This window comes from Streptomyces sp. NPDC005483, assembly GCF_040606035.1.
Taxonomy (GTDB): Bacteria; Actinomycetota; Actinomycetes; order Streptomycetales; family Streptomycetaceae; genus Streptomyces.
Genome location: NZ_JBEXEA010000016.1, coordinates 62,293 through 89,105, shown reverse-complemented (window position 1 = coordinate 89,105; position 26,813 = coordinate 62,293). Strand labels below are relative to the sequence as shown.

Genomic DNA, 26,813 nt, shown 5'->3' with positions numbered 1-26,813 from the left:
CGGGAAACAAAATCAGAGCGGACCGCGCTGTCCGACCGACTCCAAGGATAGGTGTCCATGCGGACGCGCAGACTCTCGGGCTCTTGCCGCCGGGCGCCGCACTGCCATACTTACGACGCCGTAGGTTACGGAACCGTAGGTACCGTCGTAACGGAACCCGGGAAGGATTCCCGCAGCCCGGCACCTCGTCTCACACCCTCGAAACCCCACAGGGGACGCCCATGACCACGCGCTCCGATGTGATCGCAGACGCCCCGAAGACGACCGACGGCTCGACACCGCCCTCCGCGACGCTGGGTGGTGAGCAGAAACGCTCGCTCGAACAGATCACGCTGCTCCTGTTCATCATCGTCCCGTTCCTGGCAGTGCTCGCGGCGGTGCCGCTGGCCTGGGGCTGGGGTGTGAGCTGGCTCGATCTGGGTCTTCTCGTCTTCTTCTACTACCTCGGCTGTCACGGCATCACGATCGGCTTCCACCGCTACTTCACGCACGGCTCCTTCAAGGCCAAACGGCCCCTGAGAATCGCGCTGGCGATCATGGGCTCGATGGCGGTCGAGGGGCCGCTGGTGCGGTGGGTGGCCGACCACCGCAGACACCACAAGTTCTCCGACGCCGAGGGCGACCCCCACTCGCCGTGGCGGTTCGGGGAGACGGTCCCGGCACTGATCAAGGGCCTGTGGTGGGCCCACATCGCCTGGATGTTCGACGAGGAGCAGACCCCGCAGGAGAAGTACGCGCCGGACCTGGTGAAGGACCCGGCGATGCGGGCGATCTCGCGCCAGTTCATCTTCTGGGCCATGCTCTCCCTGGCCCTGCCGGCCGTGATCGGCGGTCTGGTGACGATGTCCTGGTGGGGCGCGTTCACCGGCTTCTTCTGGGGCTCCCTGGTCCGCGTCTGCCTGCTCCACCACGTGACCTGGTCGATCAACTCGATCTGCCACGCGGTCGGCAAGCGGCCCTTCAAGTCCCGGGACCGCTCGGGGAACGTGTGGTGGCTGGCCGTGCTGTCCTGCGGTGAGTCCTGGCACAACCTGCACCACGCCGACCCGACTTCGGCGCGGCACGGGGTGATGCGGGGCCAGGTGGACTCCTCGGCGCGGTTCATCCGCTGGTTCGAGATGCTCGGCTGGGCGTACGACGTGCGCTGGCCGTCACGCTCACGTATCGATTCACGCCGGAACACGGGCGGGGACGGCTCCCGGCGCAGGGAGGAGACCGCCGAGGCGGCATGATGGACGCCGTGGCGACCGACTCCAGCAGTACCCCGAGCGACGAAGCGAAGCCGCGGCGTGTCCGGCGCACCCGGATGACGGGGGCCGAGCGCCGCGCGCAGCTTCTGGAGATCGGTCGCACGCTCTTCGCCTCGAAGGGCTTCGAGGCCACGTCGGTGGAGGAGATCGCGGCGAAGGCGGGCGTCTCCAAGCCGGTGGTGTACGAGCACTTCGGCGGCAAGGAGGGCCTGTACGCGGTGGTGGTGGACCGTGAGATGCGGCGCCTGCTGGACATGGTGACGAGTTCTCTCACCGCCGGTCACCCCCGCGAACTGTGCGAACAGGCGGCCTTCGCCCTCCTCGACTACATCGAGGAGCACACGGACGGCTTCCGCATCCTGGTCCGGGACTCCCCCATCCCCCAGTCCACCGGGTCCTTCGCCTCGCTCATCTCGGACATCGCGACCCAGGTGGAGGACATCCTGGGCCGCGAGTTCAAGCGCCGCGGCTTCGACCCCAAGCTGGCCCCCCTCTACGCCCAGGCCCTGGTCGGCATGGTCGCCCTGACCGGGCAGTGGTGGCTGGACGTGCGCCGCCCGAAGAAGGCGGAGGTGGCGGCCCACCTGGTGAACCTGGCCTGGCACGGCCTGGACGGCCTGGAGGCCAAGCCGCGCCTGATAGGACGCCGGAAGAGCTAGGGCGCGGAACGGAGGCCATGTCGGAGACGGTCTGCCGGGTGTGCGGGCGCGACGACGGCTCGCTCCTGTGGGACCGCCACGGCGTGCCGCAGTACGTGATCTGCGACTGCCGCGGCATCGAGTCGGGTCTCGGCGACGACGAGCTGTCCAAGGTCCGTGCGAACCGGGGCCACTGGGTGGCCCGGGGCGCCCCCTGGGACGTACCGAAGCACCGCCCCGCGGGCTGGGATGTCCTGCGGCAACTGTCCGCGGTCCCGGTGGAATGGCGCTGAGCCCTCCCGCACGGAAGGAGATCGGCCCCGTGCCATCCGGACAAGAACTCCCGCCGCCGCCCGGCCCGGAGTGGGAGACCGTCTGCCGGATCTGCGGGCACGACGACGATCCGGAACCCTTCTGGGAGAGCGGCTGGCCCAACGAGGGCGCCATCTGCCCCTGCTGCGGCAATGAGCCCAGCGTGAACGACGTCAGCGTGCCGGCTCTGCGGGAGAAGCGCGGTCACTGGCTCGGGCAGGGTGCTCCCTGGGATTCGCCGAGTTTCCGTCCGAAGGACTGGGACATCCTGCAGCAGGTGGAGCACATCCCGGCCGAGTGGCGCTGACCCGTCCCCGGCGCGCACGACGACGGCCCGTGCACCCCCAGGGGTGCACGGGCCGCTGTGTTGTCGTGCCGTCAGTGTTTAAAGGTGTCCTTCGCCTTTTCCTTGGCCTGACGTGCGTCGCCCTTGGACTGCTCCATGCGGCCCTCGGCCTCCAGGCGCTCATTGCCGACCGCGCGCCCCACGGTCTCCTTGGCCTTGCCCTTGGCCTGTTCCTTCTTGCCCTTGGCCTTCTGGTCTCCAGCCACCGTTCTCACTCCCAGTGATTGCGGACTCCGCTGTCATCGCTGCGGGTGACCCGGCCCGCGCCGCTCAAACCAGGAACTCCAGCCGGTTGCCCACGAAGTCGTACGAGTGGAACCGCCGCCGCCCCGGCAGTCCCTCGTCCCACAGGACCGTCACGCCGTTCGCTGCCAGCCGGTCGGCGTACGCCGAGATGTCCGTGACCCGGAGCCCCGGGTGGGCCTTCTCCGCCGGCCTGAAGCCCGCCTCGATCCCCAGGTGCAGCTCCACGTCCGCCGCCCGGAACCAGCACCCGCCCCGCGCCGCGAGCGCCGGCGGCTTGGGGATCTCGGTCATGCCGAGGACGCCGACGTAGTACGACCGCAGCAGGTCCTCCGAGCCGGGGGGCGCGGCCAGCTGCACATGGTCGACAGCCGTGAGCATCAGTCCGTCCTCCGGGCCACCGTGAAGATACGGCGGAACGGGAACGGCGTGCCGTGCGCTCCCGGTGGGTACGCCTCGCGCAGGGCCGCCCGGTAGGCGGCCAGGAACTCCGCGCGGGCCTCCGGGTCGTCGGCGAGCGCGGCCAGGACGGGCCGTAGACCGGTGCCCTTCACCCAGTCCAGGACCGGGTCCTCGCCCTGCAACAGGTGCACGTACGTCGTCTCCCACGCGTCCACCTCGCAGCCCAGGTCGGCCAGCTTCGCCAGATAGGCCTCGGGCCCGAGGACCGCGTCGTCGTGGCGCAGGGTCTGAGCGAGGCCCATGGACCCGGCCAGCTCGCGCATCAGCCGGTGGCTCGGGGAGTCGAAGTTGCCGGGCACCTGGAAGGCGAGGGTGCCGCCGGGGGCGAGCCCGGCGATCCAGTCGGCGAACCGCTCCACGTGCCCCGGCACCCACTGCAGCGTCGCGTTGCTGACGATGAGGTCGTACGGCTGTGAGGGCGTCCACGTGCGGACGTCGGCGTGGGCGAAGTCGAGCCGGCCGCCGCCGGAGGTGGGACCGGCGTACTCGACCTGTGCCTTGTCGAGCATCTCGGCGGAGTTGTCGTAGCCGGTGATGCGGGCCGTGGGCCAGCGTGCGGCGAGCAGTGCCGTCACGTTGCCGGGGCCGCAGCCCAGGTCGGCGATCAGGGGCCGTTCGCCGGGCAGGTCCGGGACGCGGGCGAGGAGGTCGGTGAAGGGGCGGGCGCGGTGGTCGGCGTGGCGGAGGTACTGAGCGGGGTCCCAAGTCGTCATGGGACTCACTGTCCCCGCAGATTTATCTTGATGTCAAGAGACTTCACATCAAGAGACTTCATGTCGACACAACCACTACACTGATCGTCATGGAGGACGAGGTCGATCGGCTGGTCGCTGCGTGGCGCCGGGAGCGCCCTGACCTCGACGTGGAACCGCTCGAGGTGCTCAGCCGGGTGAGCAGACTGGCCCGGCACCTGGACCGGGCACGCCGGCTGGCCTTCGCCGAGCACAGTCTGGAGCCCTGGGAGTTCGACGTGCTGACCGCGCTCAGGCGCGCGGGGACGCCGTATCAGCTCTCCCCCGGACAGCTGCTGACCCAGACCCTGGTCACCTCGGGCACGATGACCAACCGCATCGACCGGCTGGCCAAGAAGAACCTGGTGGAGCGGCTGCCCGACCCGAGCGACCGGCGCGGGGTGCTGGTCCGGCTCACGGAGGACGGCAAGGACCGCGCGGACCAGGCCCTCGCCGGTCTGCTGGAACAGGAACGCGCGATCCTCGCCGAGCTCTCCCGCGCCCAGCGGGGGGAACTGGCCGGGCTGCTACGCCAGTTGACCGCCCCGTTCGACAACATCCCCGGCTAGGTCGACCGGCCCCACGCCCGCGCGCCGCGCCAGGGCGACGGCGGCCAGGGTGGAGTGGACGCCCAGCTTGCCGAGGACGTTCTGCATGTGGGTGCGCACGGTGTGCGGGGAGAGGAACAGTCTCTCCGCGACCGCCTTGCGGCCGAGCCCGGCCACCATGCAGCGCAGCACCTCCCGCTCGCGCGGGGTGAGGGACTCCACCAGCCGCTCGCTCTCGGTGCGGTGCTTGCGGGCGGCGGTGAGCTCCCGCAGCACCCCGGTGAGCAGGGCGGGCGGCAGATGGGTCTCGTCGCGCAGCACCCCCCGGATGACGGTGAGCAGCCGGGACAGCGAGCAGTCCTTGGCGACCCAGCCCGAGGCGCCGGCCTGCAGGGCGAGCGCGGCCCGCCGCGGATCGTCCTTCTCGGCGAGCACGACGATCCGGACCGCCGGCTGCGCGGTACGGACCCCGACGACCAGCGATATGCCGTCGACGAGACCGTCCTCGTTGCCCTCCTGCACGGACAGGGCGGGCCTGATGCCCTGGACGTTGCCGCCCAGATCCGCGTCGACGAGCAGCACGTCGAAACGGCGGCCCTCGCCGGCCGCGCGCTCCATGGAGCGCAGCGCGGCGGGACCGCTGCCGGCCGCGGAGACCTCCACGTCGGGCTCGGCCGCCAGCGCTGCGGCGAGCGACTCGGCGAAGATGCGATGGTCGTCGACGACCAGGACTCGGATACGAACCACGAAACCCCCTTCCCCAAGCTCTCGAAGAGCAGGGGATACCCCATCGTCTTCGTCTGAGGACGACTCGGGAGACGACACCGCCGCCGGTACGGCGCCCGAAGCACGATGGCCGCACGGCCGCCGCCGTGCAAGAACTGTTACCCCCACTTCGGGCGCCGTACCCGACTGTCTCGCCCCCTGATCAGCACCGGCCCCCACCGGTGCTGTTCATCAGGGTACGGCCGAGGGCCAGGAGCGGAAGGTTATTTGCAGAACTGGCTGTCCGGTGCGTTTATGGTGAGCCGCATGTTTCGTCTGGAGACAGAAGTCGACAAAGCCCGGCAAGATCTGCTCCGCAAACGGCTGCGGGACACCAACACGGCCGCCTCCCCCGTCCTGCGCGCCCTGCGCGGAACCCCAGGTGAAAGGGAACTCCCGCTCCACGTCTGGGCGTTGGACGACTCCGGCGCCCTCGCGGGCGGACTGGTCGGCCACACCTGGACCAGCTGGCTGCATGTGACCTACCTGTGGGTCGACGGACGGCACCGCGGGGCGGGTCTGGGTTCGCAGTTGCTCTCACGGGCGGAGCGCCTGGCCCGGCGCGGCCGGGGCTGCACCGCCGCACGGCTGGAGACCTGGGACTTCCAGGCGCCGGAGTTCTACAAGAAGCAGGGATACGAGGTGGTGTGCGTGATCCCGGACTATCCGCCGGGGGTCACGGAGTACACGCTCACCAAGCGGCTCACCGTCTGAAGCGCCAGGAGCCCGGCTCGTCCGCCGGTTCCAGACCCAGCTCTCCGGCGATGCCGGCGGCGCGGCGATGGGGGACGTCGGGGTAGTGGGCGGGGTGGACCTCGACGAAGCCGTGGTCGTCGGCCGAGGCCGTGCGCAGCGCCTCGCGGAGCGTGTGTTCCTGTTCCTCGACCCTGGCCCGCTCCTCCCGCCGACGGGCGACGGCCGCACCCCGGCGGCCCGTGGCGGCGACGATGCCGAGCGCGATCAGCGCGAACGCCCCCACGCCCAGGACGTCGCCGGTCGCGTCCGCGTCGCCCGGGAGCCGGGGACGCAGGACGCCCTCGGGGTCCGCGAGCACGGTGACGCTCTGGCCCACGGCCAGACTGCCGGACCTGGCCTGGAGGGCGGGGCCCGGGAGCCTGGTGCCGTCGCGGCGGGCGAGGGCGTAGTCGTAGGTGTCCGACCTGTGTCCCTGGTCCGGGGCGGGCCAGTCCCGCAGGACGGTGGCGGTGACGCGTTCGCCGCGCCGCTCCAGGGTGAGGTCGTCGCGGGCCAGGTCGGCGATGTACACGGCCACCAGGGAAGCCCCGACCACCAAAAGCGCCCCCGACAGGCCCGTCTCGTCCGCGCACAGCTTCGTCAGCAGCACGACGAGGAGCACGCCGTGCGCGATCCACAGGGGCACCAGGAGCTGAAAGCCGTGGTGGTCCGCCAGCAGGAAGAAGCAGGCGATCGCGGCGAGCGCATAGCAGCCGATGCCGACCGCCGACAGGATGCGAAGGTGCCCTCGACTCACGCTCCGACGTTACTGGGGCGTATGTCAGGGAGAGGCCCGGCTTTCGCCAAGTTCGGATCAAGCCGGGCAAAACAGCGGTCAGCCGGTCTCAGACCAGGCGCCGCGCTCCCGCCGACGGCACCGCCTCGAAGACCCGCGGAGCGGTGAACTCCGCTGCGGCGAAGGCCTCTTGGACCGCCTTGGTGAGGGGCTCCACGTCGGCCGCCTCCGCCAGCACGATCGCCGAGCCGCCGAAGCCGCCGCCGGTCATCCGGGCCCCGAGGGCACCGGAGGCGAGGGCGGTGTCGACGACCAGGTCCAGCTCGGGGCAGGAGATCCGGAAGTCGTCCCGGAGGGAGGCGTGGCCGGCCACCAGCACCGGGCCGATCGCGCGGGTGTCACCGCCCGACTCCAGCAGGGCGACGACCTTCTCGACCCGCTCGTCCTCGGTGACGACATGGCGGACCAGGCGTACGGCCTCCTCGTCGTCGCCGAGCCTCTCGAGGGCCGCGTCGAGCTCGCCGTAGGGGATGTCCCGCAGCGCGTCCACGCCCAGCAGGGCCGCTCCCCGCTCGCAGCCCGCGCGGCGCTTGCCGTACTCGCCCTCGCTGTGGGAGTGCTTGACGCGGGTGTCGACGACGAGCAGGACCATGCCCTCGGCGGCGAGGTCGAAGGGGATCTGTTTCTGGGAGAGGTCCCGGGTGTCGAGGAACAGGGCGTGACCGGCCTGGCAGCAGGCGGACGCGGTCTGGTCCATGATCCCGGTGGGGGCGCCGACGTAGACGTTCTCGGCGCGCTGGCACAGGCGGGCCAGCTGCCAGGGCTGGAGGCCGAGGTCGTACAGGTCGTTCAGCGCGAGCGCGATGACGACCTCCAGGGCCGCCGAGGAGGACAGGCCCGCGCCCGCCGGGACCGTCGAGGCGAGGTGGACGTCCGCGCCGGTGACCGGATGTCCTGCCTCGCGCAGCGCCCAGACCACACCGGCCGGGTAGGCGGTCCAGTCGCGGTCGCTCTCGGGGGCGAGCTCGTCCAGGCGCAGCTCGACGACACCGCCCTCGACGTCGGCCGAGTGCAGGCGCAGGACGCCGTCCTCGCGCTTGGAGACGGCCGCGACCGCGGTGTGCGGCAGCGCGAAGGGCATCACGAAGCCGTCGTTGTAGTCGGTGTGCTCACCGATGAGGTTGACGCGGCCCGGCGCCGACCAGACACCCTCGGGCTCGGTCCCGTAGAGCTCGACGAAACCGTCCCGGACCTGCTGTGCCGCCACTACTGCTCCCTTGCTGCGCTGATGGTCTGAGCGAACTCCCACGCGTCCGCGACGATCCCCGCGAGATCCGCGCGGGTCGGGTTCCAGCCCAGCTTCTCGCGGGCGGTGGCGGCGGAGGCGACCAGGGTGGCCGGGTCGCCGGCCCGGCGTGGGGCCACGACCTCGGGGACCGGGTGGCCGGTGACCTGGCGGACGGTCTCGATGACCTGGCGGACGGAGAAGCCCTCGCCGTTGCCGAGGTTGCAGATGAGGTGCTCGCCCGGCTGGGCCGCCTTCAGGGCGAGGAGGTGGGCGTCGGCCAGGTCGGCGACGTGGATGTAGTCGCGCACACAGGTGCCGTCCGGGGTCGGGTAGTCCTCGCCGAAGACGTTGATCGCCTCCCGCTTGCCCTGGGCGACCTGGAGGATCAGCGGGATGAGGTGCGACTCGGGGTCGTGCCGCTCGCCCTGCCTGCCGTAGGCGCCGGCCACGTTGAAGTACCGCAGGGACACGGCACCGAGGCCGTGCGCGTTCGCCTCGCTGGTGATCATGAAGTCGACGGCGAGCTTGGAGGCGCCGTACGGGTTGGTGGGCCGGGTCGGCGCCGACTCGACGATCGGCACCTCCTCGGGCTCCCCGTACGTGGCGGCCGTGGAGGAGAAGACGAGCTTCTTGACGCCGGCCTCGCGCATGGCGCCGAGCAGCGCCATCGTCCCGCCGACGTTGTTCTCCCAGTACTTCTCCGGCTTCACGACCGACTCGCCGACCTGCGAGAACGCGGCGAAGTGGAGCACGCCCTCGAAGGAGGAGTCCAGCCACTTGGCGGCGTCGCGGATGTCGCCCTCGATGAAGGCGGCCCCGGCCGGGACGCCCTCGCGGAAGCCGGTGGAGAGGTTGTCGAGGACGACGACCTCGTGCCCGGCCTCCAGCAGGTGCTGGGCCACGACACCGCCGACATAACCCGCGCCACCTGTCACCAGGTACTTCATGAACTCGCTACCTCTCGCAGTCGCTGAGCCGCGGCTTCCGGTCGGATGTCGTTGATGAAGACGTTCATGCCCGACTCGGAGCCCGCGAGGAACTTCAGCTTGCCGGACGTACGGCGGATGGTGAAAAGCTCGAGGTGCAGCGCGAAGTCGTCACGGCTCACGCCCTCGAACTCCTCCAACTGCCCGAACGGCGCCTGGTGCCAGCCGGCGATGTACGGCGTAGGAGGCTCGCCCGCACCTTCCTTCCCTCCACCCGGCCCATCGAAGATCCGGTCGAAGCGCCTCAAGAGTTCCAGATAGACCTTGGGGAACTCTGTGCGGGCGTCCTCGTCGAGGCCGAGCAGGTCCGGCACCCGGCGCCTGGGGTACAGGTGCACCTCGTACGGCCAGTGCGCCGCGAAGGGCACGAAGGCGACCCAGTGCTCGCTCTCCAGGACGACCCGCTCGCCGGCGAGCTCGCTCTCCAGGACGGCGTCGAAGAGGTTCTGCCCTCCGGTCGCCTCCTTGTGGGCCGCGAGGGAACGCAACATCAGGGCGGTGCGAGGGGTGGTGAACGGGTAGGCGTAGATCTGGCCATGCGGGTGACCCAGGGTCACACCGATCTCCGCACCCCTGTTCTCGAAACAGAAGACCTGCTCCACGGAGGGCAGATGCGACAGCTCCGACGTCCGGTCGGTCCACGCGTCCAGGACGAGCCGCGCCTGCTCCTCCGTGAGGTCGGCGAAGGACGCGTTGTGGTCCGAGGTGAAGCAGACGACCTCACACCGCCCCGAGTCGCCGGCCAGCGAGGGGAAACGGTTCTCGAAGACCACGGCGTCGTACGACGAGTCCGGGATCTCGCTCAGCCGGTCACCCTGCGAGGGGCACAGCGGGCACTCGTCCTTGGGCGGGTGGTAGATGCGCCCCTGTCGGTGGGAGGCGATGGCCACGGAGTCGCCGAGCAGCGGATCCCGACGAACCTCGGACGTGGTGACAGTCCGCTCCAGCGGACGCCGGTCCACGGCGTCGCGGACGGTGTCGTCGCGCAGGTCGTAGTAGATGAGCTCGCGACCGTCGGCCAGCCGGGTCGAGGTCTTCTTCACCGCTGGGACTCCTTCACTCAAACATAACTAAACACAAGTAACCATAACCACCCACCCACGTCAACATCGGAATCAAACAAAGCGCACCAGTCGAGGTGTTCACTTGCTGACTATGCAGACCCCCACAAAAGGCGCATACCTGGCCGCCGAGCTCCGGCTCCCCACCAACTGGCTCGACTACACGATCCTCGGCATCTACTTCGTCGTCGTCCTCGGCATCGGCTTCGCGGCCCGCCGCTCGGTGAAGACGAGCCTGGACTTCTTCCTCTCCGGCCGCTCACTGCCCGCCTGGATCACGGGTCTCGCCTTCATCTCCGCCAACCTGGCCGCCACGGAGATCCTGGGGATGGCCGCCAACAGCGCACAGTACGGCGCCTACACGGTCCACTGGTACTGGATCGGCGCCATCCCGGCCATGGTCTTCCTCGGCCTGGTGATGATGCCCTTCTACTACGGCAGCAAGGTGCGCTCGGTCCCCGAGATGCTGCTCCTGCGCTTCGACAAGTGGGCGCACCTGCTCAGCTCGGCCCTGTTCGCCTTCGCGGCCATCCTGATCGCCGGCGTGAACCTCTACGCCCTCGCGATCGTGGTCGAGGCACTGCTGGGCTGGCCGCAGTGGGTGGCCATCATCGTGGCCGGCGCCTTCGTCCTCGCCTACATCACCCTCGGCGGCCTCTCCTCCGCGATCTACAACGAGGTCCTCCAGTTCTTCGTGATCCTGGCGGCCCTGATCCCCCTGGTCTTCCTGGGCCTGAAGAAGGTCGGCGGCTGGGACGGCCTGACCGACAAGCTGACGGCGGAGCACGGGGCGAACTTCACGACGGCCTGGGGCGGCACGGGCATCGGCAGCGCGAACCCGCTGGGCGCGAACTGGCTGACGATCGTGCTGGGCCTCGGCTTCGTGCTGTCGTTCGGCTACTGGACGACGAACTTCGCGGAGGTCCAGCGAGCGCTGTCGGCGAAGAACCTGAGCGCGGCCCAGCGCACCCCGCTGATCGCCGCGTACCCGAAGATCTTCATCGTCTTCCTGGTCATGATCCCGGGCCTGGTGGCGGCGGCCCTGATCCCCGGCTTCGGCACCACCAAGTCCGGCTACCAGTACAACGACGCCATCCCGTACCTGATGGAACAGCTCCTGCCCAACGGCGTCCTTGGCATCGCGGTCACCGGCCTCCTGGCCGCCTTCATGGCGGGCATGGCGGCGAACGTCTCGTCCTTCAACACGGTGTTCACGAACGACATCTGGGGGCGGTACGTGATGCGGGGGCGGGAGGACGGCTACTACGTCCGCTTCGGCCGTCTGATCACGGTGATCGGCGTCTGCGCGTCGGTGGGAACAGCGTTCCTGGCGTCCTCCTTCTCGAACATCATGAGCTACCTCCAGACGCTGTTCTCCTTCTTCAACGTGCCGATGTTCGTCGTCTTCATCGTCGGCATGTTCTGGAAGCGCGCGTCCGTGAAGTCCGGCTTCTGGGGTCTGCTGGCCGGCACGGTCGCGGCGATGGTGAACTACTTCTGGATCTACAAGCAGGGCATCATCGACATCCCCACCGACCAGGGTGCCAACTTCGTCTCCGCGATCGTGGGCTTCGTGGCCGGTGCGGTGGTCATGGTCGCCGTGTCCCTCTTCACGGCGCCCAAGCCCGCCGAGGAACTCCAGGGCCTCGTCTACGGCACGACGTCCCCCGGCATGAGCGAGCCGCCCGCCGTCGGCGACGACGCCTGGTACCGCAGGCCGGCCCTGCTGGGCTGGGGTGCGGTGGTACTGGCGGCCGCCTGCTACATCCCGTTCTCGTTCTGATCTCGGAGGATTGAGAAACCATGTCCGAACACGACGTCCAGCGGGAAGTCTCCGAACTCCAGGCGAAGTCGGCGACGGCTGCCCGCATCTTCGACCTGCGCCGCATCATCGGCGGCCTGTTCGTCCTCTACGGCATCATCGTCACGATCGCCGGAATCAACCCCTCCGACGCCACCCTCGACAAGGCCGAGGGCGTCAACATCAACCTCTGGACCGGGTTGGGGATGCTGCTCCTCGGCATCTTCTTCCTGGTCTGGCAGAAACTGAAGCCGGTGGTGCCGCCACAGCTGGAGACACCTGAGGAGTAGGGCGGCGCCGGGGGGTGCCGGGTCGGGTCGTCGGGCGGGTGCGGGTGGGTTGTGGCTGGTCGCGCGGGCAGCTGCGCTGGGCTTGAGCGGGTCGCCTAGAGGCGTGCCCGGGTCGGGTCGTCGGCGGGTGCGGGTCCGTTGTGGCTGGTCGCGCGGGCAGCTGCGCCCCTGGGGGGTTGCAGTCACCCCCCGCCCCACCGGGCCGCAGCTGCGCCGCAGGCATCAGGAGCGCGGGGAACTGCGCGACCAGCCCCCACCGAACCCGCACAGGCCGCCGCAGGCATTCAGGGGCGCGGGGAACTGCGCACAACGCCCGCCCCCACCGGCCCGCAGACACCCGACGACCCCAGGCCCCCGACCGCCTACCCCGGCCCCACCACCGGAGACTGCGGTACAGGACCCGCCCGATCCAGCAACCCCGTCCGCGCAGCCAACGCCGCCGCCTCCAAGCGGGAGCCCACGCCCAGTTTCATCAGGACCCGCTGCACATGGGTACGGGCGGTGGACGGCGCTATCCCCATCCCCGCCGCGATCAGCCGCGTGTCCTCCCCGTCGGCCACCCGCACCAGCACCTCCACCTCCCGAGGCGTCAGCATCTGGAGCAACCGCTGCCCCTCGTCATCCGGCTGGGCCGCGGGATTCAGCAGCTCACTGAACGCCCCCTGGAGCAACTGCGGGGCAACGGCCGCCTCCCCCGCCCGGGCCTTCATGATCGCCCGCTCGACGCCCTCTATCCGCTCGTCGTGCCGCACATAGCCGGAGGCCCCCGCGGCGAAGGCGGCGGCGATCCCCCGAGGGCTGGGGACCGGTCCCAGCACCAGCACCGCCACCTGCGGCCGCTCCCGCTTTATCTTCACGACCGGATCGAACATCCCCGGCTCGGCCGGCGTGGCCGTCCCCAGCAGGCACACCTCGGGCGCCCGGCTGATCACCAGCTCCGCCGCCCCCGCGGCAGGCGCCGCCGCCGCGAGCACCCGGTGCCCGCGCAGTTTCAGCGCCGAGGCCAGCGCCTCGGCGAGCAATCGGTGGTCGTCGACCACCATGAGCCGAACTCCCATCGAGCAACCCCCCAGTCCCCCCAATGGATCCGCGTGAATGCCCCCGGAAGCTACACGCTTGTTCGACGTTGCGCTTCCCCTACTGGTGAGAAGTGCCCCGGATCGATGTAATTTCTGGATTTCGCCTCATTCGCGGTTGAAAGACCTCACGCGTCCTCGGCGAGCTCCAGCCACCGCATCTCCAGCTCCTCCCGCTCCCCGGCGAGGTCCCGCAGTTCGGCGTCGAGGGAGGCCACCTTGGCGAAGTCGGTGGCGTTGTCGGCGATCAGGGCGTGCAGCTTGGTCTCCTTCTCGGAGATCTTGTCGAGCTGCCGCTCGATCTTCTGGAGTTCCTTCTTGGCGGCCCGCTGATCGGCGGAGCTCCGCTCGACGGCGGGCTTCTCCACCACGGGCGCCGAGGCGGCGGCCGCCTCCTCCATCCGCTGTCGCCGCTCCAGGTACTCGTCGATACCGCGCGGCAGCATCCGCAGGGTGGCGTCCCCGAGCAGCGCGAAGACCCGGTCGGTCGTCCGCTCGACGAAGAACCGGTCGTGGGAGATGACGACCATCGAGCCGGGCCACCCGTCGAGGACGTCTTCCAGCTGGGTCAGCGTCTCGATGTCGAGGTCGTTCGTGGGCTCGTCCAGGAACAGCACGTTCGGCTCGTCCATCAGCAGCCGCAGCAGCTGCAGCCGCCGCCGCTCACCACCCGAGAGATCCCCGACCGGCGTCCACTGCTTCTCCTTGTTGAAACCGAAGGTCTCGCAGAGTTGCCCGGCGGTCATCTCGCGCCCCTTGCCGAGGTCGACGCGCTCCCGCACCTGCTGCACGGCCTCCAGTACCCGCAGCGCCGGGTCGAGTTCGGCGACCTCCTGCGACAGATAGGCGAGCTTGACGGTCCTGCCGACCACGACCCGTCCGCCCGCGGGCTGTGTCTCGCCCTCGGTCCGCGCGGCCTCGGCCATGGCGCGCAGCAGGGACGTCTTGCCGGCGCCGTTGACCCCGACGAGACCGATCCGGTCCCCGGGGCCGAGCTGCCACGTCACATGCTTGAGCAGCACCTTGGGCCCGGCCTGGACGGTCACGTCCTCCAGCTCGAAGACGGTCTTGCCCAGCCGCGAGGAGGCGAACTTCATCAGCTCGCTGCTGTCCCGCGGCGGCGGCACGTCGGCGATGAGCTCGTTGGCGGCCTCGACACGGAAGCGCGGCTTGGACGTACGGGCGGGGGCGCCGCGCCTGAGCCAGGCCAGCTCCTTGCGGACGAGGTTCTGCCGCTTGGTCTCCTCGGTGGCGGCGATCCGCTCGCGCTCGGCACGCGCGAAGACGTAGTCGGAGTAGCCGCCCTCGTACTCGAAGACGTCGCCCTTCTGCACGTCCCACATGCGGGTGCAGACCTGGTCGAGGAACCACCGGTCGTGGGTGACGCACACGAGCGCCGAGCGCCGCTCGCGCAGGTGCTTGGCCAGCCAGGAGATGCCCTCGACGTCGAGGTGGTTGGTGGGCTCGTCGAGGACGACCAGGTCCTGTTCCTCGATGAGCAGCTTGGCGAGGGCGATACGGCGGCGCTCGCCACCGGAGAGCGGTGCGATGACGGTGTCGAGGCCCTGCGGGAAGCCGGGCAGGTCGAGCCCGCCGAACAGCCCGGTCAGCACGTCGCGGATCTTGGCGTTGCCGGCCCACTCGTGGTCGGCCATGTCCCGGATGACCTCGTGCCGGACGGTGGCGGCCGGGTCGAGGGAGTCGTGCTGGGTGAGGACGCCGAGGCGCAGTCCGCCGGAGTGCGTGACGCGTCCGGTGTCGGCGTCCTCCAGCTTGGCGAGCATGCGGATCAGGGTGGTCTTGCCGTCGCCGTTGCGGCCCACGACGCCGATGCGATCGCCCTCGGAGACGCCGAGCGAGACACCGTCCAGCAGGGCACGGGTGCCGTACACCTTGCTGACGTTCTCGACATTGACCAGATTGACGGCCATTTCTCTCCTGCCCAGGGGGATCGATCGACCTTCCAGGGTAGTCCGACCGCTAGGGCCCCATCACCGTCGCACCCGGCACCGGCCCCGACGCCGTACGCACCGTCCGGCAGGTGCCGGAGGCGCGCAGTGCGTCCGCGATCTTCGCCGCGGACCCCGCGTCGCGGGCGAGGAACGCCGTGGTCGGGCCCGACCCCGAGACGAGCCCGGCGAGGGCGCCCGCGGCGCTGCCGGCCGCGAGGGTGCCGGAGAGTTCCGGGAAGAGCGAGAGGGCGGCGGGCTGGAGGTCGTTGGAGACGGCGGCGGCGAGCGCGTCCGGGTCGCCGTCGGCCAGCGCGTCGAGCAGTTGCTCGGAGGCGACGGGCGCGGGGACGTCGAGGCCCTCGGTGAGCCGGTCGAACTCCCGGAAGACGGCCGGGGTCGACAGCCCGCGCTCCGCCATCGCGAAGACCCAGGAGAAGCTGCCGCCGACCTCCAGCGTCCTGAGCTTCTCCCCTCGTCCCGTCCCGAGCGCGGCCCCGCCCACCAGGCTGAACGGCACGTCACTGCCCAACTCGGCGCAGATGTCGAGCAGTTCCGCGCGGGAGGAGCCGGTCCCCCACAGTGCGTCGCAGGCCAGCAGCGCACCCGCGCCGTCCGCGCTGCCGCCCGCCATGCCGCCGGCGACGGGGATGTCCTTGGCGATGTGGAGGTGGACGGCGGGATCCAGACCGTGGCGCTCCGCGAGGGCGATCGCCGCGCGGGCCGCGAGGTTCGAACGGTCGAGGGGGACCTGGGCGGCGTCGGGGCCCTCGCAGGTGACGCGGAGCTCGTCGGCGGGGGTCACGGTCACCTCGTCGTGGAGGCCGACCGCGAGGAAGACGTTGGCCAGGTCGTGGAAGCCATCGGGGCGGGCGGCGCCGACGGCGAGCTGGACGTTGACCTTGGCGGGGACGCGGACGGTGACGCTCACTGCTCGACCGGCTCCTTGCTCTCTGCGATGCGCGCGAACTCCTCGACGGTGAGCGACTCCCCGCGGGCCTGGGGTGAGACCCCCGCCGCCACGAGGGCCGTCTCGGCGGCCGCGGCCGAACCCGCCCATCCGGCGAGGGCGGCGCGCAGCGTCTTGCGGCGCTGGGCGAAGGCGGCGTCGACGACGGCGAACACCTCGCGCTTCGACGCGGTGGTCTTGATCGGCTCGGTCCTGCGGGTCAGCGCGACGAGCCCGCTGTCGACGTTCGGCGCGGGCCAGAACACGGTGCGGCCGATCGACCCGGCCCGCTTGACCTCGGCGTACCAGTTGGCCTTCACGGACGGGACGCCGTACACCTTCGAACCGGGCGGTGCGGCGAGCCGGTCGGCGACCTCCGCCTGGACCATGACGAGGGTGCGCTCGATGCTCGGGAAGGTGTCGAGCATGTGGAGCAGCACGGGGACGGCGACGTTGTAGGGGAGGTTGGCGACGAGCGCGGTGGGCGCGGGGCCCGGCAACTCGGTGACGTGCATGGCGTCGGAGTGCACGAGGGCGAAGTGCGCTGCCCGGTCCGGCATGCGGGCGGCGACGGTGGCGGGGAGCGCCGACGCGAGCACGTCGTCGATCTCGACGGCGGTCACGTGCGCGGCGGCTTCCAGGAGCGCGAGGGTGAGCGAGCCGAGCCCTGGGCCGACCTCCACGACCACGTCGTCGTCGCGGACGTCGGCGGTCCGCACGATCCTGCGGACCGTGTTCGCGTCGATCACGAAGTTCTGGCCGCGCTGCTTGGTGGGGCGTACGCCTAGGGCGGCCGCGAGTTCGCGGATGTCGGCGGGCCCGAGGAGGGCGTCTGGGGAGGGGCTGCTCACGCACACAGCCTATCTGCGGGCCGGTGGGGGCTGGTCGCGCCCGTGTGGCGGAGCCACACATTGATCAGCCCCGCGCCCCTGAGAGGTGGGTCCAGACACCCTCATCCGTGCAGGCGGCCCCCGCAATGCGGCCAGGGACTCGCCCCCCGTCGTACGTACAGCTTCTTCGCGCGGAGCGTCTGCTCGGCCGCGGGCGCGTCCTGGGGGCGGCCGGAGCCTCCGAGCGCCTGCCAGGTCCTCGTGTCGAACTGGTAGAGGCCGCCGTAGGTCCCTGACGGGTCCACCGCGTCGGGGCGGCCACCCGACTCGCAGTGCGCCAGGCCCTGCCAGTTCAGGTGGTCCGCGCCCTGCACGGACGTCGGCTTCGGCTTCGTGCCCACCCTGACCACCTGCGCCCGGGGGTCCCGCACCTCCTCGACCCTGATCCGCCGCGGCTTCTGCTTCACGCCGTTGACGGTCCGCAGGGAGTACGTGATCCGCCGTACCCCCGGTACCCCCGCCCGCTCCACGACCTCCGTGCCCTTGAAGAGGGAGGCGTCCGCGCTCCGCTCCTCCCGGAAGGGGATCTGCTCCTCGCGCACTTCCCTGCTCGCGGTGATCCGCAGCACCGTGACGGTCTGCCCCTCGCGGGGAAAGCTCCCCGGAGCCACCGAGGTGGTGTCCATCCCGCTCAGCGTGACCCCGGCCTCCTCGACGGCCTCCGCCACGGTCGCCGCGTTCGTCCGGATCGTCCGTGCCCGGCCGTCGGCCATGATCGTCACGGTCCGCTCGGTCCGCACGGCCAGTTCGAGCCCCTCCCGCCCGATCCGCCGGGAGCGCGAGGTGGACAGGTACGCGCCCTCCGCACGCACCCCGAGCTGTTCGAGCGCCCCGTCCACCGTCCGTGCCGTGGTCCACACCTCGCGCGGGTGCCCGTCGAGCGTGAGGCGCAGGGGACGCCCGTAACGCACCGCGACCTCGTCCCCGCTGGCGAGCTGCTCGCCGGGTGCGGGTGCGACCACGTCGTGCGCCCCGACCGCGACACCCTCCTCGGCGAGCAGTTCGCCCACGTCGTCCGCGAAGGTGTGCAGGGTGCGCGGCCTGCCGTCGACGGTGAGCTCGATCGCCTTGTCCTTGGCGACGAACGCGGTGGTGCCTCCGGCGAGGAAGGCGACGACCAGCGCCTGCGGAAGCAGTCGCCGCATCGCGCTGTCCGGCCGCTCCGCATACCGGGTCCTGCGCCGGTGGGCGGCCCGGCCGCCCACCGCGGCCTGGCGCGGGAGCGGTGACTCCGGCATCTCGTACGCGGGCCGGTAGGTGTCCTCGTAGGGCTGGGTGTGTGCCATGTCCGGCGCCCCGTACAGCCCGTAGTCGAGCGTCTGCGCGGTGTCCGGGCCGGTGGGCGGCGCGTCTGGACCGCCGTACGCCGAGGGATCGTACGGTGGGGTCGGGCCGTACGCCTCGTAGGCCTCGTACGTCTCGTACTGCGAGTTGCTCACGACGACACGCTCCAGGGGTCCGGATCGGGCCCACAGAACCTAGCGGAGCGATCGTCACTCTCCAAAGCGACGCGGCTACCCGGAGTTACGTTCGAGGGGGTCGCTACCCCGTCAGTACCCGAAGGCGCGTGCGGTGTTGGCGGCGAGTGCCGTGGCCAAGGCGTCCTCGTCGATGCCACGCACGGCGGCCATGGCGCGCACCGTGACCGGAATGAGATAGGGGGCGTTGGGCCGTCCGCGGTACGGCGCCGGCGTCAGGAAGGGCGCGTCGGTCTCCACGAGGAGGAGTTCGAGGGGGGCGACGGCCACCGCGTCCCGCAGGTTCTGGGCGTTCTTGAAGGTGACGTTGCCGGCGAAGGACATGAAGTATCCGGCCCCGGCGCAGATCTGCGCCATCTCGGCGTCACCGGAGTAGCAGTGGAAGACGGTGCGCTCGGGGGCGCCCTCCTCCTTCAGCACGCGCAGGACGTCCGCGTGGGCGTCACGGTCGTGGATGACGAGCGCCTTGCCGTGCCGCTTGGCCATCTCGATGTGGGCGCGGAAGGACGCCTCCTGCGCCTCCTTGCCCTCGGGCCCGGTGCGGAAGTGGTCGAGGCCGGTCTCGCCGACGCCCTTGACCTGCGGGAGTGCGGCCAGACGGTCGATCTCCGCGAGCGCCTCGTCGAGCGCCGACGTGCCCCCCGCCTGGCGCGCGCCCTGCCTCGACCAGCCGTCGGGGTCGCCGTGGACGATCCGGGGCGCCTCGTTGGGGTGCAGGGCGACGGTGGCGTGGACGGCGTCGTACCGGGCCGCCGTCTCGGCCGCCCACCGCGAGCCGCGGACGTCGCAGCCGACCTGGACGACCGTGGTCACCCCGACCGACGCGGCTTTCGCGAGCCCCTCCTCCACGGTCCCGTCCTGCATGTCCAGGTGGGTGTGGGAGTCGGCGACGGTCACCCGCAGGGGCTCCGGGAGCGGCGGGGCCGCGTTCTTCTCGCGGGGGCTGTTCGAAGGCATGCCCCGATCCTACGAAAGGGGCATGCTCGGCCGGACGGGGGAGCGGTCAGCTCGCCTTGCGCTGGAAGACGTGCAGCAGGTCGGCCAGGTGCCAGTGGTGGTCCCCGGCCGCCACCTGGGCGCCGTCCCCGGTCGTCGTCGCCTCCACGGGCCCGGCGGGGGGCGTGGGGTGCTGACGGTGCGCCGCGTCACGAGCGGACGCGACCCGGCCGGGCCGCATGATCCGTACGACGTGGTGGTCGCAGTTCGCACACGCGGGCTTGGAGAGCGGAGAGGGCACGACCCGTCCGTCCACCATGTACTGCACGAACTCCCGGCCGTCGCCGTCGATGTGGTGCTCTATCTCGTACGACTGCTCCCACCCGTGCCCGCAGCGCATGCAGGCGAAGGAGTAGGACTCGTTGACGACAGCTGTCGCACCGGGGTGCCCTGCGATCTCGCTCATGCCAGCTCCTGTGTGTCCGCTGGTTCGAAGGACGGGTACGTCCCTCACCCCAGTGGACGCCTCCCGGGCCACGATGGCGACAGGCCTGTCGACTGTTGGAGCCGATTTGGACCTTCCTTGCCAAAACGGCCCGCCGGGCGGCGCGGAGCTTTGCATTCCGAGACACCGCTTTGCTCGCACATGGGGCGCATGCTCAGAAGTCATGCGCCCTGCTCAGAGGGGGTGTGACCCACCTCATGGAGCGCCGTCAGGCAGGGGCGTTCTTCGCCGCGACGACCGCATCGAAAACGACCCGCTTGGGCACTCCCGCCTCGACGGCCACCGCGGCGATCGCCTCCTTGCGCCGCTCCCCCGCCTCCTCACGCACCCGCACCCTGCGCACCAGCTCCACGTCGTCGAGCTCCCCGGCCCCCTTCTCGGGCGCCCCCTCGACGACGACGGTGATCTCGCCCCGGACCCCTTCGGCGGCCCACTCGGCGAGCTCGCCCAGCGTCCCCCGCTTGACCTCCTCGTACGTCTTGGTCAGCTCCCGGCACACCGCTGCTCGCCGCTCCGCCCCGAACACCTCGGCCATGGCCGCCAGCGTGTCGTCGAGCCGGTGGGGGGCCTCGAAGTACACCAGGGTGCGCCGCTCCTCGGCGACCTCCCGCAGCCGCGACAGCCGCTCGCCGCCCTTGCGCGGCAGGAACCCCTCGAAGCAGAACCGGTCCACGGGCAGCCCGGACAGCGCCAGCGCGGTGAGCACCGCGGACGGTCCCGGTACGGCGGTGACCCGGATGTCCTTCTCCACGGCCGCGGCGACCAGCCGGTACCCGGGGTCGGACACCGAGGGCATCCCGGCGTCGGTGACGAGCAACACGCGCGCGCCGCCGAGGAGTTCGTCGACCAGTTCGGGCGTACGGGCGGCCTCGTTGCCCTCGAAGTACGACACGATCCGCCCCTTGGGCGTCACGCCGAGACCCTGGGTCAGCCGCCGCAGCCGCCGGGTGTCCTCGGCCGCGACCACGTCGGCCCCGGCCAGTTCGGCCGCGAGCCGGGGAGGAGCGTCCGCGATGTCGCCGATGGGGGTGCCTGCCAGGACAAGGGTTCCAGTCACGTCCCCATCCTTCCAGCAGCGCCCCGAAGAGGACGCATCCGCCCATGCACGGGACTCACACAGCGCTGTTCCTTACGATGGCGCGGTGACCAGTACCGCGTCCTCCACGGACACCCGGCAGGACCAGGCCCCCCAGGACCGGCGGCCGTCGTGGCAGCAGAGGCTGCGCCGTTTCGGCTACACGCCCGAGGCCAGAAGCGACGTGCGGGAGCGCCTGGTGCCGCCGTTCGTCGCACCCAGTCCGCGGCTGTGGCAGGTCCTGGGCGTGCCCGGGGTGCTCGCCGAGCGGATCGCGCGCTGGTCGGGCTGGCTCGGGCCGCTGCTGGTGACGCTGGTGGCGGGGCTGATGCGGTTCTGGAACCTGGGCAGCCCGAGGAAGGTCATATTCGACGAGACGTACTACGCCAAGGACGCGTGGGCACTCGTCCACCGCGGCTTCGAGCTCAGCTGGGGCAAGAACGTCGACAGCCAGATCCTGTCCTCGAACGGGCATGTCGCGCTGCCGACGGACGCCGCCTATGTGGTGCATCCGCCGGTCGGCAAGTACGTCATCGGGCTCGGCGAGCTGATGTTCGGGTTCGACCCGTTCGGCTGGCGCTTCATGACGGCGCTGCTCGGGACGCTGTCGGTGCTGATCGTGTGCCGGGTGGGCCGTCGCATCTTCCGCTCCACGTTCCTCGGCTGCCTGGCGGGCGCGCTGATGACCGTGGACGGCCTCGCCTTCGTGATGGCACGGACCGCGCTGCTCGACGGTGTGCTGATGTTCTTCGTGCTGGCCGCGTTCGCCTGTCTGGTCATCGACCGCGACCGGGCCCGGGAGAAACTCGCGGCCGCGCTGCCGGTGGACTCGTACGGCCTAGTGCGCCCCGACGCGCACATCGCGGACACCCTGCGCCTGGGATGGCGCCCCTACCGCTGGCTGGCGGGCCTGCTCCTGGGCCTCGCCATGGGCACCAAGTGGAACGGCCTGTTCTTCCTGGCCGCCTTCGGCATCATGACGGTCCTGTGGGACGTCGGCTCCCGCAAGGTCGCGGGCGCCGCCCGCCCCTATGAGGCGGTCCTCAAGTACGACCTCGGCATCGCGTTCCTGGCCATGGTGCCGGTCGCGGTCGTCACCTACCTCACCTCCTGGATCGGCTGGATCCTCTCCCCGTCGGACGGCACCGGCGGCTACTACCGCAACTGGGCCGCGACCGACGGCAAGGGCGGCAGCTGGACCTTCCTGCCCGACTGGTGGCGCAGCCTGATCCACTACGAGCACGAGGTCTACAAGTTCAACGTCGGCCTGTCCTCGCCGCACACGTACATGTCCAACCCGTGGAGCTGGATCGTCGACGCCCGCCCGGTCTCGTACTTCTACGAGTCCCCCTCGCCCGGCACCGACGGCTGCCCGGCCGACGCGGGCGAGAAGTGCGCGCGGGAGGTCCTGGCCATCGGCACGCCCCTGCTCTGGTGGGCCGCCTGCTTCGCGATCCTGTACGTCCTGTGGCGCTGGTTCTTCCGCCGCGACTGGCGTGCCGGTGCCATCGCCTGCGGTGTCGCGGCCGGCTACCTCCCCTGGTTCAACTACCAGGAGCGCACGATCTTCTTCTTCTACACGATCGTCTTCCTGCCCTTCCTCTGCCTGGCCGTGGCCATGCTCATCGGCGCCCTCCTGGGCCCCCCACGCGCCAGTGAGACCCGCCGCGTGGCAGGCGCCACGGCAGCCGGTGTCCTGGTCCTCCTGATCACCTGGAACTTCATCTACTTCTGGCCGCTGTACACGGGAACGGCGATCCCGATCGACAACTGGCGGTCGCGGATGTGGCTGGACACGTGGGTCTAGCGGCCCTGCGTTCACATGTGTGATTGAGCACCCGCTTCAACGAATCAGGAAACTCTCACCCCTGCTGTCACACCTCCCGCTTAGGCTGCCCACAACAACGGGGAATCGGGGAGGGGGCCACACCATGGCCAAGGGGGTGAAGGTCGCTGTCGTCAGCACGGTGTTCGCCGTGATGGTCGGCGGGGCCGGATACGGGGCGTACAACTTCGTGTCGGCGCTGAGCGACGACGGCAGCGGCGGGGTCGGGGACGCCAAGCGGAGCGGGCCGCCCGGTGCCGACGAGATCGCGGAGACCTCCAAGGACTTCTTCGCCGCCTGGGAGAAGGGCAACGCCGCGAGCGCGGCGGCGTTGACCAACAACAGCACCGCGGCCGAGGTGCTGCTGACGGCCTACGGGACGGACGCGCACATCGGTGACGTGCACATCACGCCCGGCAAGGCCACCGGCGCGACCGTGCCGTACAGCGTGAAGGCGACGGTGTCGTACGACGGGAAGTCGAAGCCGCTGGCGTACGAGAGCAAGCTGACGGTCGTGCGCGGGGTGACCACCGGGAAAGCGCTCGTCGACTGGCGGCCCTCCCTGGTGTATCCGAAGCTCCAGCGGGACGACCGGCTCGTCACCGGCGAGTCCGAGAACCCGGCCATCGAGGCGGTGGACCGCAGCGGCAAGGTGCTCACCAAGGAGAAGTACCCGTCGCTGGGCCCGGTCCTGGACGCCCTGCGCGACAAGTACGGGGACAAGGCCGGCGGCACCCCCGGGATCGAGCTGGTCATCAAGCACCCGGACCAGGCCCCCGACACCTCCCTGCTGACCCTCGCCGAGGGCAAGGCGGGCAAGCTGCAGACCACCATCAGCGCGAGCGCGCAGGCGGCCGCCGAGAAAGCCGTGAAGCTGTACAAGCAGTCCTCGGTCGTCGCCGTGAAGCCCAGCACCGGCGAGGTGCTGGCCGTGGCCAACAACCGTACGGACGCCTTCAACGCGGCCTTCGAGGGCACCAAGGCCCCCGGCTCCACGATGAAGATCATCACCGCCGCGATGCTCATCGACAACGGCGTGACCTCGATGAACGGCCCGGCTCCCTGTCCGCCCGACGCCGTATGGCAGGGGCAGACCTTCAAGAACCTCACCGGCATGCAGCCCAACGAGAGCGCCTCGCTCGCCAACAGCTTCATGCGGTCCTGCAACACCGCCTTCATCAAGCTGATCGACGAGAAGCCGCTCACCGACGAGTCGCTGACGCTGGAGGCCCAGAACCGGTTCGGGATCGGCGAGGACTGGAAGACCGGCATCGTCTCCTTCGACGGGAAGGTGCCCGCGGTCAGCGGCCCGGACCGCGCGGCGAACGCGATAGGCCAGGGCCAGGTCCAGATGAACCCGCTGAACATGGCCTCGGTGACGGCCACCGCGATCACCGGCGCCTTCCGCCAGCCCTACCTGGTCTCACCGAAGCTCGACGACCGCGAGCTGGCCACCGCCAAGGGGCTGCCGTACAACACCGCCTCCCAGCTGAAGCAGATGATGCGGCTCACCGCGACCCAGGGCACGGCGGTCAAGGCGATGTCGGGGCTCGGCGGCGACATCGGCGCGAAGACCGGTTCCGCAGAGGTCGACGGACAGCAGGTGTCCAACAGCTGGTTCACCGGCTTCCGCGACGACATGGCGGCGGCGGCCATGACCGAGGAGGGCGGCCACGGCGGCGACGCGGCCGGCCCGATTGTCGCAGCTGTGCTACGAGCGGCCGGCTGAAGTCACCCGGGCGGGACGGGGACTCTAGGCTGTTGCCGTCGTTGGGACTGATGAGGGCAACGGGGACCCTGAACAGCGCGGAGGAAGCGTAAGTCGTGGGTAACAGAAGGCGCGTCGCCGAGCGACGGAAGACCAAGCCCGCCGTGGTCGGCGGGATGATCGCCGTGGTCGTCGCCGGCGCCGGCATCGGCGTCTACGCGCTGTACGGCGCCGGGGCCGCGGCCGACGACCGGACGCAGAACACGTCCGCGTCCGCCGACCACAAGCCGAAGGTCAAGACCGGCCCGCTGTCCGCGACGGAGGTCACCACCACCGCGACCACCTTCCTGACCTCCTGGCAGCAGGGCAGGGTGAGCACGGCCGCCGCCGCGACGAGCGACACCAAGGCCGCCACCACCCTGCTCACCGGCTACACCAAGGACGCCCACATCACCGGCGTCACCCTCACCCCGGGCACCCGCACCGGTGCCAAGGTGCCCTTCTCCGTGAAGGGCACGGTGACGTACAAGGGCCTCACCAAGCCGCTCACCTACGCCGGTTCACTGACCGTCGTCCGCAACACCGCCACCGGGAAGCCGCAGGTCGCCTGGACCGCCTCGGTCGTCCACCCCGACCTGAAGGACGGTGACACCCTGGTCACCGGCGAGTCCGGGACCCCGCCGATCAAGGCGGTCGACCGGGACGGCGGCGAGATCACCGCGGCCAAGTACCCGTCGCTGGGCACGGTGCTGGACGGCCTGCGCGAGAAGTACGGCAAGGAGGCCGGCGGCAAGGCCGGCATCGAGCTGCGGGTGATCCGCGGAAAGGGCTCCAAGTCCTCCGACAAGACCCTGGTGGAGCTCAGCAAGGGCACCCCGGGGACGGTGAAGACGACCCTGAACCCGACGCTCCAGGCGGCGGCCGAGGCGCAGGTCGCCAAGCAGGCGAAGTCCTCGGTCGTGGTCCTGCGCCCCTCGACCGGGGAGATCCTCGCGGTGGCCAACGCCGGCCACGGCTTCAACACCGCCTTCCAGGGCTCCCTCGCCCCGGGCTCCACGATGAAGGTCATCACCTCCTCGCTGCTCATCGAGAAGGACCTCGCGTCGGCGGACAAGCCGCACCCGTGCCCCAAGTACTCCACGTACGGCGGCTGGAAGTTCCAGAACGACGACAAGTTCGAGATCAAGGGCGGCACCTTCAAGGCGAGCTTCGCCCGCTCCTGCAACACCGCCTTCATCAGCCAGGCGGGCAAGCTGGACAACGACAGCCTCACCAAGCAGGCCCAGCAGGTCTTCGGCCTGTCCATGGACAACTGGGCGATCGGCGTCCCGTCCTTCGACGGCTCGGTTCCGGTGCAGAGCGCGGCCCAGAAGGCGGCCTCACTCATCGGCCAGGGCGCGGTCCGGATGAACCCGCTGAACATGGCGTCGGTCTCCGCCACCGTCGAGTCGGGCACCTTCAAGCAGCCCTACCTGGTCTCCCCCTCGGTCGACCACCGCACGCTGGCCACCGCCTCGCGCACGATGTCCTCGGGCACGCTGTCGCAGCTGCGGGAGCTGATGGCGTACACGGCGGGCTACGGTACGGCGGCCGAGGCGATGTCCGGGGTCTACGGCAACGTCGGCGCGAAGACCGGCTCGGCGGAGGTCGACGGCCAGAAGAAGCCGAACGGCTGGTTCACCGCGTACCGGGGCGACCTCGCGGCCGCGGGCGTCGTCCAGGCGGGCGGCCACGGCGGCGACACGGCGGGCCCGATCGTGGCGGCCCTGCTGAAGATGGGCGGCTAGCCCCGAACCGGAGTGGCCGCCGCCATGTACGTCCGCCGCAGGAACCTGAGCAGGGTCTTCTGCTCGAACTGCACCACCGACACCCCCTGCGGCGAGTGGAACTCCACCACGGCCTGCACCCGCCCGCACGGCCACACCCGTACCTCACCGGTGCCGACCGGAGCCCGGAGTCCCTGTTCGAGGAGCGCCCGGGAGAACGTCCACTCGGGTGTGCCCGGCAGCCCGATCCGTACCGAGCGCGGGTCGGTTTCCGGGTCGTAGCGCAGGACCACCGGGACCGCCTCGTCCTCCGCGATGTCCACGTCCGAGACGATGTGGGCTCGCGCGTACTGTTCGACTACAGACATCGTGACGGCCCTCTCACGCTGCGTAACCTGTGCGGAATCTGTGCATCCATTCCCTCCCCAGCGTCGCACATTTCCCGTGTTCCGCCCCCGGAGCCG

Annotated in this window: 28 protein-coding genes; 11 read left to right on the top strand and 17 right to left on the bottom strand. The window is 70.5% G+C overall.

Going from position 1 to position 26,813, the window contains the following annotated elements; all coding sequences use genetic code 11:
• Positions 1 to 221 precede the first annotated feature (221 nt).
• Genes ABZT06_RS28705 through ABZT06_RS28690 form a run of 4 tightly spaced genes read left to right on the top strand, consistent with a single transcriptional unit; the run spans position 222 to position 2,507 of the window.
• Positions 222 to 1,232 (top strand): fatty acid desaturase, encoded by a 1,011-nt coding sequence (locus ABZT06_RS28705; protein WP_355746948.1) that lies wholly within the window; start codon positions 222 to 224, stop codon positions 1,230 to 1,232.
• The gene (locus ABZT06_RS28700) at positions 1,229 to 1,909 is read left to right on the top strand and encodes a TetR/AcrR family transcriptional regulator (protein WP_355746945.1); all 681 of its coding nucleotides are present in this window, start codon (positions 1,229 to 1,231) and stop codon (positions 1,907 to 1,909) included. Before ABZT06_RS28705 ends, ABZT06_RS28700 begins: the two co-directional genes overlap by 4 nt.
• Before the next feature lie 17 nt (positions 1,910 to 1,926).
• Positions 1,927 to 2,181 (top strand): hypothetical protein, encoded by a 255-nt coding sequence (locus tag ABZT06_RS28695; protein ID WP_355746942.1) that lies wholly within the window; start codon positions 1,927 to 1,929, stop codon positions 2,179 to 2,181.
• 29 nt (positions 2,182 to 2,210) lie between these two features.
• Positions 2,211 to 2,507, top strand: coding sequence for a hypothetical protein (locus ABZT06_RS28690; RefSeq protein ID WP_355746939.1), 297 nt, complete (start codon positions 2,211 to 2,213; stop codon positions 2,505 to 2,507).
• 71 nt (positions 2,508 to 2,578) lie between these two features.
• On the opposite strand, the gene ABZT06_RS28685 is transcribed toward ABZT06_RS28690, so the two are convergent.
• The 3 genes from ABZT06_RS28685 to ABZT06_RS28675 form a co-directional block, all read right to left on the bottom strand.
• On the bottom strand, positions 2,579 to 2,752 hold the full coding sequence (locus ABZT06_RS28685) for a CsbD family protein (RefSeq protein WP_355746936.1): 174 nt from the start codon (positions 2,750 to 2,752) through the stop codon (positions 2,579 to 2,581).
• A gap of 64 nt (positions 2,753 to 2,816) precedes the next feature.
• On the bottom strand, positions 2,817 to 3,170 hold the full coding sequence (locus tag ABZT06_RS28680; protein ID WP_355746933.1) for a glyoxalase: 354 nt from the start codon (positions 3,168 to 3,170) through the stop codon (positions 2,817 to 2,819).
• Entirely contained in the window at positions 3,170 to 3,964 is a 795-nt protein-coding gene (locus ABZT06_RS28675; RefSeq protein WP_355746930.1) for a trans-aconitate 2-methyltransferase, read from the bottom strand. Before ABZT06_RS28675 ends, ABZT06_RS28680 begins: the two co-directional genes overlap by 1 nt.
• An 89-nt stretch (positions 3,965 to 4,053) precedes the next feature.
• Here ABZT06_RS28675 and ABZT06_RS28670 point away from each other — a divergent pair, with 89 nt between their 5' ends.
• On the top strand, positions 4,054 to 4,551 hold the full coding sequence (locus ABZT06_RS28670; RefSeq protein ID WP_355746927.1) for a MarR family transcriptional regulator: 498 nt from the start codon (positions 4,054 to 4,056) through the stop codon (positions 4,549 to 4,551).
• Here the strand turns inward: ABZT06_RS28670 and ABZT06_RS28665 are convergent.
• Entirely contained in the window at positions 4,510 to 5,277 is a 768-nt protein-coding gene (locus ABZT06_RS28665; RefSeq protein ID WP_355746924.1) for a response regulator transcription factor, read from the bottom strand. The two genes, ABZT06_RS28670 and ABZT06_RS28665, sit on opposite strands and share 42 nt — an antisense overlap.
• Positions 5,278 to 5,550: 273 nt before the next feature.
• Here ABZT06_RS28665 and ABZT06_RS28660 point away from each other — a divergent pair, with 273 nt between their 5' ends.
• Positions 5,551 to 6,009 carry an N-acetyltransferase gene (locus ABZT06_RS28660; RefSeq protein WP_355746921.1) on the top strand — a complete coding sequence of 153 codons (459 nt, stop codon included), beginning with the start codon at positions 5,551 to 5,553 and terminating at the stop codon, positions 6,007 to 6,009.
• Here the strand turns inward: ABZT06_RS28660 and ABZT06_RS28655 are convergent.
• The 4 genes from ABZT06_RS28655 to galT all read right to left on the bottom strand — a co-directional run bounded on the left by ABZT06_RS28655 (position 5,999) and on the right by galT (position 10,083).
• Positions 5,999 to 6,787, bottom strand: a complete 789-nt coding sequence (locus tag ABZT06_RS28655; protein ID WP_355746918.1) for a hypothetical protein — start codon at positions 6,785 to 6,787, stop codon at positions 5,999 to 6,001. The two genes, ABZT06_RS28660 and ABZT06_RS28655, sit on opposite strands and share 11 nt — an antisense overlap.
• Before the next feature lie 88 nt (positions 6,788 to 6,875).
• Positions 6,876 to 8,033 (bottom strand): galactokinase, encoded by a 1,158-nt coding sequence (gene galK, locus ABZT06_RS28650; protein WP_355746915.1) that lies wholly within the window; start codon positions 8,031 to 8,033, stop codon positions 6,876 to 6,878.
• A complete protein-coding gene (gene galE / locus ABZT06_RS28645; protein WP_355746912.1) occupies positions 8,033 to 9,001 on the bottom strand; it encodes a UDP-glucose 4-epimerase GalE in 969 nt (322 codons plus the stop codon). The genes galK and galE overlap by 1 nt, the downstream gene beginning before the upstream one ends.
• Positions 8,998 to 10,083 carry a galactose-1-phosphate uridylyltransferase gene (gene galT, locus ABZT06_RS28640; protein WP_355746909.1) on the bottom strand — a complete coding sequence of 362 codons (1,086 nt, stop codon included), beginning with the start codon at positions 10,081 to 10,083 and terminating at the stop codon, positions 8,998 to 9,000. The genes galE and galT overlap by 4 nt, the downstream gene beginning before the upstream one ends.
• A gap of 112 nt (positions 10,084 to 10,195) precedes the next feature.
• Here galT and ABZT06_RS28635 point away from each other — a divergent pair, with 112 nt between their 5' ends.
• Positions 10,196 to 11,884: a sodium:solute symporter family protein gene (locus ABZT06_RS28635; protein ID WP_355747320.1), complete on the top strand. Its 1,689-nt coding sequence runs from the start codon at positions 10,196 to 10,198 to the stop codon at positions 11,882 to 11,884.
• Between the two features lie 20 nt (positions 11,885 to 11,904).
• Entirely contained in the window at positions 11,905 to 12,192 is a 288-nt protein-coding gene (locus ABZT06_RS28630; protein WP_355746906.1) for a hypothetical protein, read from the top strand.
• A 362-nt stretch (positions 12,193 to 12,554) separates the two neighbouring features.
• Here ABZT06_RS28630 and ABZT06_RS28625 read toward each other — a convergent pair whose 3' ends face one another.
• The 8 genes from ABZT06_RS28625 to rsmI form a co-directional block, all read right to left on the bottom strand.
• A complete protein-coding gene (locus ABZT06_RS28625; protein ID WP_355746903.1) occupies positions 12,555 to 13,250 on the bottom strand; it encodes a response regulator transcription factor in 696 nt (231 codons plus the stop codon).
• Positions 13,251 to 13,396: 146 nt separating this feature from the next.
• Complete coding sequence (locus ABZT06_RS28620; protein ID WP_355746900.1) at positions 13,397 to 15,199, bottom strand: ABC-F family ATP-binding cassette domain-containing protein; 1,803 nt, start codon at positions 15,197 to 15,199, stop codon at positions 13,397 to 13,399.
• Positions 15,200 to 15,248: 49 nt separating this feature from the next.
• On the bottom strand, positions 15,249 to 16,148 hold the full coding sequence (locus tag ABZT06_RS28615; RefSeq protein WP_355746897.1) for a 4-(cytidine 5'-diphospho)-2-C-methyl-D-erythritol kinase: 900 nt from the start codon (positions 16,146 to 16,148) through the stop codon (positions 15,249 to 15,251).
• Entirely contained in the window at positions 16,145 to 17,017 is an 873-nt protein-coding gene (gene rsmA, locus ABZT06_RS28610; protein ID WP_355746894.1) for a 16S rRNA (adenine(1518)-N(6)/adenine(1519)-N(6))-dimethyltransferase RsmA, read from the bottom strand. The genes ABZT06_RS28615 and rsmA overlap by 4 nt, the downstream gene beginning before the upstream one ends.
• 101 nt (positions 17,018 to 17,118) lie before the next feature.
• Positions 17,119 to 18,495, bottom strand: a complete 1,377-nt coding sequence (locus ABZT06_RS28605; RefSeq protein ID WP_355746892.1) for a ubiquitin-like domain-containing protein — start codon at positions 18,493 to 18,495, stop codon at positions 17,119 to 17,121.
• A 111-nt stretch (positions 18,496 to 18,606) separates the two neighbouring features.
• Positions 18,607 to 19,491, bottom strand: coding sequence for a TatD family hydrolase (locus ABZT06_RS28600; protein WP_355746889.1), 885 nt, complete (start codon positions 19,489 to 19,491; stop codon positions 18,607 to 18,609).
• Positions 19,492 to 19,537: 46 nt separating this feature from the next.
• Positions 19,538 to 19,936, bottom strand: a complete 399-nt coding sequence (locus ABZT06_RS28595) for a hypothetical protein (RefSeq protein WP_355746886.1) — start codon at positions 19,934 to 19,936, stop codon at positions 19,538 to 19,540.
• 247 nt (positions 19,937 to 20,183) lie between these two features.
• Positions 20,184 to 21,032, bottom strand: a complete 849-nt coding sequence (gene rsmI / locus ABZT06_RS28590) for a 16S rRNA (cytidine(1402)-2'-O)-methyltransferase (protein ID WP_355746883.1) — start codon at positions 21,030 to 21,032, stop codon at positions 20,184 to 20,186.
• 85 nt (positions 21,033 to 21,117) lie between these two features.
• Between rsmI and ABZT06_RS28585 the strand changes: the two genes are divergently transcribed.
• From ABZT06_RS28585 to ABZT06_RS28575, 3 genes are all read left to right on the top strand, one after another.
• Positions 21,118 to 22,857 (top strand): phospholipid carrier-dependent glycosyltransferase, encoded by a 1,740-nt coding sequence (locus ABZT06_RS28585; RefSeq protein WP_355746880.1) that lies wholly within the window; start codon positions 21,118 to 21,120, stop codon positions 22,855 to 22,857.
• Positions 22,858 to 22,981: 124 nt separating this feature from the next.
• The gene (locus ABZT06_RS28580; protein WP_355746877.1) at positions 22,982 to 24,604 is read left to right on the top strand and encodes a penicillin-binding transpeptidase domain-containing protein; all 1,623 of its coding nucleotides are present in this window, start codon (positions 22,982 to 22,984) and stop codon (positions 24,602 to 24,604) included.
• A gap of 95 nt (positions 24,605 to 24,699) precedes the next feature.
• Positions 24,700 to 26,370 (top strand): penicillin-binding transpeptidase domain-containing protein, encoded by a 1,671-nt coding sequence (locus ABZT06_RS28575; protein ID WP_355746874.1) that lies wholly within the window; start codon positions 24,700 to 24,702, stop codon positions 26,368 to 26,370.
• Here the strand turns inward: ABZT06_RS28575 and ABZT06_RS28570 are convergent.
• The gene (locus tag ABZT06_RS28570; protein WP_355746871.1) at positions 26,367 to 26,717 is read right to left on the bottom strand and encodes an SsgA family sporulation/cell division regulator; all 351 of its coding nucleotides are present in this window, start codon (positions 26,715 to 26,717) and stop codon (positions 26,367 to 26,369) included. The two genes, ABZT06_RS28575 and ABZT06_RS28570, sit on opposite strands and share 4 nt — an antisense overlap.
• Positions 26,718 to 26,813 lie beyond the last annotated feature (96 nt).

Bases quoted from the DNA above. Each gene is read 5' to 3' on its own strand.
- ABZT06_RS28630 (WP_355746906.1), top strand. From the start codon at position 11,905: ATGTCCGAACACGACGTCCAGCGGGAAGTCTCCGAACTCCAGGCGAAG.
- ABZT06_RS28570 (WP_355746871.1), bottom strand. From the start codon at position 26,717: ATGTCTGTAGTCGAACAGTACGCGCGAGCCCACATCGTCTCGGACGTG.
- ABZT06_RS28635 (WP_355747320.1), top strand. From the start codon at position 10,196: ATGCAGACCCCCACAAAAGGCGCATACCTGGCCGCCGAGCTCCGGCTC.
- ABZT06_RS28695 (WP_355746942.1), top strand. From the start codon at position 1,927: ATGTCGGAGACGGTCTGCCGGGTGTGCGGGCGCGACGACGGCTCGCTC.
- ABZT06_RS28680 (WP_355746933.1), bottom strand. From the start codon at position 3,170: ATGCTCACGGCTGTCGACCATGTGCAGCTGGCCGCGCCCCCCGGCTCG.
- ABZT06_RS28670 (WP_355746927.1), top strand. From the start codon at position 4,054: ATGGAGGACGAGGTCGATCGGCTGGTCGCTGCGTGGCGCCGGGAGCGC.
- ABZT06_RS28700 (WP_355746945.1), top strand. From the start codon at position 1,229: ATGATGGACGCCGTGGCGACCGACTCCAGCAGTACCCCGAGCGACGAA.
- ABZT06_RS28620 (WP_355746900.1), bottom strand. From the start codon at position 15,199: ATGGCCGTCAATCTGGTCAATGTCGAGAACGTCAGCAAGGTGTACGGC.
- ABZT06_RS28625 (WP_355746903.1), bottom strand. From the start codon at position 13,250: ATGGGAGTTCGGCTCATGGTGGTCGACGACCACCGATTGCTCGCCGAG.
- ABZT06_RS28580 (WP_355746877.1), top strand. From the start codon at position 22,982: ATGGCCAAGGGGGTGAAGGTCGCTGTCGTCAGCACGGTGTTCGCCGTG.
- ABZT06_RS28595 (WP_355746886.1), bottom strand. From the start codon at position 19,936: ATGAGCGAGATCGCAGGGCACCCCGGTGCGACAGCTGTCGTCAACGAG.
- ABZT06_RS28705 (WP_355746948.1), top strand. From the start codon at position 222: ATGACCACGCGCTCCGATGTGATCGCAGACGCCCCGAAGACGACCGAC.
- galE (WP_355746912.1), bottom strand. From the start codon at position 9,001: ATGAAGTACCTGGTGACAGGTGGCGCGGGTTATGTCGGCGGTGTCGTG.
- ABZT06_RS28660 (WP_355746921.1), top strand. From the start codon at position 5,551: ATGGTGAGCCGCATGTTTCGTCTGGAGACAGAAGTCGACAAAGCCCGG.
- ABZT06_RS28600 (WP_355746889.1), bottom strand. From the start codon at position 19,491: ATGCCTTCGAACAGCCCCCGCGAGAAGAACGCGGCCCCGCCGCTCCCG.
- ABZT06_RS28675 (WP_355746930.1), bottom strand. From the start codon at position 3,964: ATGACGACTTGGGACCCCGCTCAGTACCTCCGCCACGCCGACCACCGC.